Annotated in this window: 3 protein-coding genes; all 3 read left to right on the top strand. The window is 71.3% G+C overall.

Translation table 11 applies throughout. The features are described from left to right. Positions 1-999: MinD/ParA family ATP-binding protein (locus tag DQW85_RS07560; protein ID WP_420819150.1), on the top strand; the 999-nt coding region annotated here is incomplete at its 5' end. A gap of 47 nt (positions 1000-1046) precedes the next feature. After that, the gene (locus tag DQW85_RS07555; protein ID WP_113699662.1) at positions 1047-3524 is read left to right on the top strand and encodes an ATP-binding protein; all 2478 of its coding nucleotides are present in this window, start codon (positions 1047-1049) and stop codon (positions 3522-3524) included. Next, positions 3521-5065: type IV secretion system protein (locus DQW85_RS07550; RefSeq protein ID WP_162794809.1), on the top strand; the 1545-nt coding region annotated here is incomplete at its 3' end. The genes DQW85_RS07555 and DQW85_RS07550, both read left to right, overlap by 4 nt.

Genomic DNA, 5065 nt, shown 5'->3' with positions numbered 1-5065 from the left:
CGAGCGGAGCGCGGCGTACGTGCCCAGGGCGAGCGCGAGGCGCGGGTCCGGCGGGTCGAGTCCGTGGTGGGCCGCGACTCCGGCGGCTGGCGGCGGATCGCCCAGGTGGTGGTGGGCGGCGGCGGGGTGCGCACCGACGGATCGGAGATCGACGAGGCCCGGGCCAGGGGCGTGTTCGGCGGGAGCCGCAGGGTCGTGGTGCTCGGCTGCACCGGCGGCGCCGGGCAGAGCACGACGGCGCTGATGCTCGGCCACACGCTGGCCACCCACCGCGACGACAAGGTGGTGGCCGTCGACGCCAGCACCGGCGGCGACACCCTGACCAGCAGGATCGTCCTGGAGACCCCCGAGACGCTGACCTCGCTCCTGTCGGGGCTCGACCGGGTCAACGGCTACCTGTCGATGCGCGGCTACACCTCGCGCACGCCGACGGGGCTGGAGGTGATCGCCGCCGACGGCGACGCCGACGCCGAGCGGAGGCTGTCCGACCGCACGCTGCTGTCCGACAACCGCCTGGGCCAGGTCATGCACGTGCTGGACCGGCACTACAAGCTGGCCGTCATCGACCCGGCCGCGGCGCTGGCCGCCCGCGTGCTGCCGTACGCCGACCAGCTCGTGCTCGTGGTGCCGGCGAGCGAGGAGGCGTCGGACGCGGTCGCGATGACGTACGAGTGGCTCGACGGGCACGGCTGCGCGGACCTGCGCAGGCGGGCGGTCATGGTGGTCAACGGCGTGAGCAGGCGTTCGATGGCCGACGTCGAGCAGGCGGAGTCGGTGGCCCGGGGCAGGTGCCGGGCCATCGTGCGGGTCCCCTGGGAGGACGACCTCGCGCCGGGCGGGGCCGACGTCGTCGATCCGGGGCAGTTGCGCGCGGCCGGGCGGCGGGCCTACCTCGCCCTGGCCGGCGTCGTGGTGGCGGGTTTCGCGGCGCAGACCGTCCGACCGAGCGAAGAGGAGATGGCGAGTGACCCCCCGGGCACGAGAATCGGTGAGCGATAAGTGAACGCGCGAGCAGGTCTGGCCAGTTCATGCGCCGAGGGGGCGGCATGAGCAGGGCGTCCAGGGCGCACCAGCGCCTGGCGGTCCGCTACTTCGACGACCGCATCCTGCTCACTGACACCAGCGCATGGGCCTACTTCCGCCTGCCCACGGTCAGCTACGAGTTCGTCACGCCCGAGGAGCGCGAGGCGCTGGCCACCAACATCACGATCGCGCTGGCCGCCATCAGGATGCCGGACGCCGAGGTCCACCTGAGGGTCGCGCACCGCACGTATCCCGCCGCCGAGTGGGCGATGGCGCTGAACGGCACCTCCGACGAGGGGCCCGGCTGGCGCGACTACCTGGAGGAGATGTACCGGCACGTCTGGACCAAGGACTTCTGGTGCAAGGAGGTCTATCTCGGGGTGCGGCTCGGCCCGCGCGGCCGGCAGATCGGCAGCGGGGTGCTGTCGCAGCTGTTCGGCTTCTACCAGCGGACCGAGAAGGTGCTCGGCATGGAGGACGACCACGTGCCCGAGGGCGAGATCGGCAGATGGACCGAACACGCCGAACGGCTGGGCAGGGCGCTGGCGTCCAGCGCCCTCTACGCCAGGCACGCCACCTCCGTCGAGGTGGCGTGGTTGTTCCAGCACGCCGCTGCGGGAGCGCTCGGCGACCCGCCGCCGTCGGCCAGCCCCAAGCGGCGCTGGGGCAAGGGTGAGATCGAGTCGCTGGTCGAGGGCGAGATCCACAACGGCCGGTCGCTGCTGCGCGTCGTGCAGCCGCAGGGCGACTCCTACGTGGCCCACCTGTCGTTCGCCCGCTTCCCCGACCTCATGCCGTTCCCGGACGGCGAGCCGTGGATGCACTTCGCCGACCAGTTGCCGTTCCCCGTGGAGATCTCCTCGCGGATGCGGCTCATCCCGCCGGTCAAGGCGTCGAAGGACGTCGCGCGCAAGCTCGCGCACGCCCGCGACATGGACATCCACATCCGCGAGGCAGGCGCTGAGGCGCCGATCGCGCTGGCGGAGCAGATCGACGCGGCCCGCATGCTGGAGCACGGCATCACCAAGGAGCGCCTGCCCTTCGTGTACGGCTGGCACCGGCTGATCGTGTCGGCCCCGACCGAGGACATCTGCGTGCAGCGGGTGGAGGCGGTCGTCGAGCACTACCGCGACATGGGCATCGACGTGGTCAACTCCACGGGCGACCAGTTCTCGCTGTTCTGCGAGTCGCTGCCGGGGGAGAAGGTCAGGGTCAACGCCTACGCCCAGCGCCAGCCGCTGCGCACCATCGCGGGCGGCATGGCCACAGCCACCGTGGACCTCGGCGACCGGCTGGGCGAGGGCAGCGAGGGCTGGCTGGGCCCGTACATCGGGGAGACCGTCGGCCGGGCGCGCAGCATCGTGCACTTCGACCCGCTGGTGGCGGCCACCCGCAACCGGCCGACCGCCATCGCGATCACCGGTGAGCCCGGCGGCGGCAAGACGACGCTCGCGCTGCTGATGATCTACCAGATGGCGCTGCGCGGCGTCACGGTGGCCGTGATCGACCCCAAGGGCGACGCCGACTCGCTGGTCCAACTGCTGCTCAAGCGGGGGCGCAGGGCGCGTGTCATCCCGCTCGGCTCGGCGGCTCCCGGCCTGCTCGACCCGTTCTCGTTCGGCGACGACATCGCGGCCAAGAAGACCATGGCCACCGAGACCCTGCGCCTGCTGCTACCGCGCATGTCGGAGGAGCGCGAGTCGGCGATGATCCAGGCGGTGGCGGCCGTCTCCAACGGCCCGGACCCGTCGCTGGGCAAGGTCGTCGAGCATCTGGAGCAGTCGGAGGACGCCGCCTCCAAGAACCTCGGCGCGGTGCTCCGCTCCATGGCCGAGATGCACCTGGCCAGGCTCTGCTTCGACCCGTCGGGCGGCGAGCAGATCGACAGCGAGGGCTGGACGACCGTGTTCACGCTGGGCGGGCTGACGCTGCCCGACGTGGCCACCGGCCGTGACGACTACTCCTACGAGCAGCGCCTGTCCGTGGCCCTGCTCTACCTGGTGTCGCAGTTCGCCCGGCGGCTGATGAACGGGCTCGACCGGCGCGCGCCCAAGGCGATCTTCCTGGACGAGGCGTGGGCGATCACCTCCACGCCCGAGGGGGCCAAGCTGGTGCCCGAGGTCAGCCGGATGGGCCGTTCCCGCAACACCGCCCTCGTCCTGGTCTCGCAGAACGCGGGCGACCTGCTGAACGAGCAGGTGACCAACTGCCTGTCGTCGGTGTTCGCGTTCAGATCCACCGAGAGGGTGGAGGTGGACCACGTCATGTCGCTGCTCGGTGTCGAGGCGTCGGAGGAGCACAAGGCGGTGCTGCGCTCGCTGGGCAACGGCGAGTGCGTCTTCCGCGACCTGGACGGCAGAGCGGGGCGCATCGCGGTGGACCTGATCTCCGAGGAACTGCTCCGCTGGCTCGACACGAATCCGACGCACGACAAACCCGACGACAGCGGGCATGATGATCATCAAGGGGGAGTGGGCAGAGCGCAGGAGGTTCGGTCATGAAGATCCGGCTACCCAGGCGGCTCGCGCTCGCCCTGGCTCTGATCGCGGGCGTCCTCGCGGTGCCGCTCGTGGTGGGCGGTCTCTCGCCCGCCGCCGCGGCCCCGTGCGACCTGTCGCCGCAACTGACGCCCGAGGTCGTCGGCAGCGGCGTCGACGGCATGATCCAGCCGCCCGCGCCCGAGGGAGCGGCCCCGCCGCCCGCCACCAACTACGCCCAGTTCGGCATGAGCGGCCAGTTCTGGCACACCTACGACCTGGGCTGCTCCGACATCGTCGCCGTCATGGGCAACGGCTGGGCCAACATGGTCTTCCTCTGGGCCAAGGCCATCGACCGGGTGACGATCACGACCTACCAGGCCGCCGCCACCGAGGGACCGCTCCAATCGATCAAGGACGTGGTCGACGACATCGTGACGAATCTGTCGAACGCGATGTACTGGCCCTACCTCCGCCCCATCGTGATCCTCGGCGCGATCTGGCTCGCCTGGTACGGCCTGATCCGCAAGCGGGCCACGACCACGGCCGAGGGCGTCATCTGGATGGTGCTGGCCGTCACGGTCGCCACCTGGTTCTTCAGCAGGCCGGGTGACTTCACCGGCCTCGGCAAGGTCGTCACCGACAAGACCGGCGAGATCGTCAACTCGGCCTTCTCCGGCCTGCCCGGCGCGGGCGGCACCTCCTGCCTGCCCGGCCCCGGCCAGACCGACCCCGAGGTCAAGGGGGGCGGCTACGGCCAGACCGGCACGCCCGGCGTCGCCCAGAACGCCGACGCCCTCTGGTCCACGCTGGTCTGCAAGCCGTGGCTGGTCGGCCTGTTCGGCACCTCCGACCCGAACGCCCCCGTCGTGCGCGAGTTCGGCCGGACGATGCTGGAGACCCAGTCGATCCCCACGCCGCAGGCCGGCCAGGCGGCCCCCGACCCGGCCGCCCACCAGGCGAAGTACGCCGAGATCGCGGAGAAGCTCAAGGGCGACCCGCGCTTCGCCATCTTCCAGGGCAAGGACTGGACCAGCCGCCTCGGAGTGGCCATCGGCGCGCTCATCGCCGCCCTCGTCGCCGGCGTGCTCATCTTCCTGGTGGCGGTCTCGCTGCTGGTGCTGAAGGTGGGCTTCCTGCTGCTGCTGATCCTCGGACCGGTGTTCCTGCTGATCGGGGTGCATCCGGGCAGCGGGCGGATCATCGCGATGCGCTGGGTGGAGATGCTGGTCGGCACACTGCTCAGGCAGGCCGTGCTGGCGCTCGTGCTGAGTGTGCTCGTGTACGGCTACGCGCTGATCATCTCGACCGCCATGCCGTGGGGGTTGCAGATCCTGTTCATGGCGCTGCTGACGATCGCGGTGTTCTTCTACCGCAGGCCGTTCCAGCACCTGTTCGCCTCCATGAACGGGCACACGCTCACCACCCGCATGCTGGGCGACGCGGCGAGCTCGCGCACGCTGGAGCGGTCGTCGGTGGCCCTGCCGCCGGTGGCGGCGGCCAGGATCGGGCGCTGGGGCGCGCGCAAGGCGGAGCCGGTCCTCCAGGCGATGGCGACCGGCGGC

The sequence above is a fragment of the Nonomuraea lactucae genome, assembly GCF_003313395.1.
Classification (GTDB): Bacteria; Actinomycetota; Actinomycetes; order Streptosporangiales; family Streptosporangiaceae; genus Nonomuraea; species Nonomuraea lactucae.
Note: the sequence above shows the minus strand (reverse complement) of the source record. Positions and strands in the feature narration are given on the sequence as shown.

What these genes read in the sequence shown, in the direction of transcription:
- DQW85_RS07555 (WP_113699662.1), top strand. Translation starts at nt 1,047, where the DNA reads ATGAGCAGGGCGTCCAGGGCGCACCAGCGCCTGGCGGTCCGCTACTTC.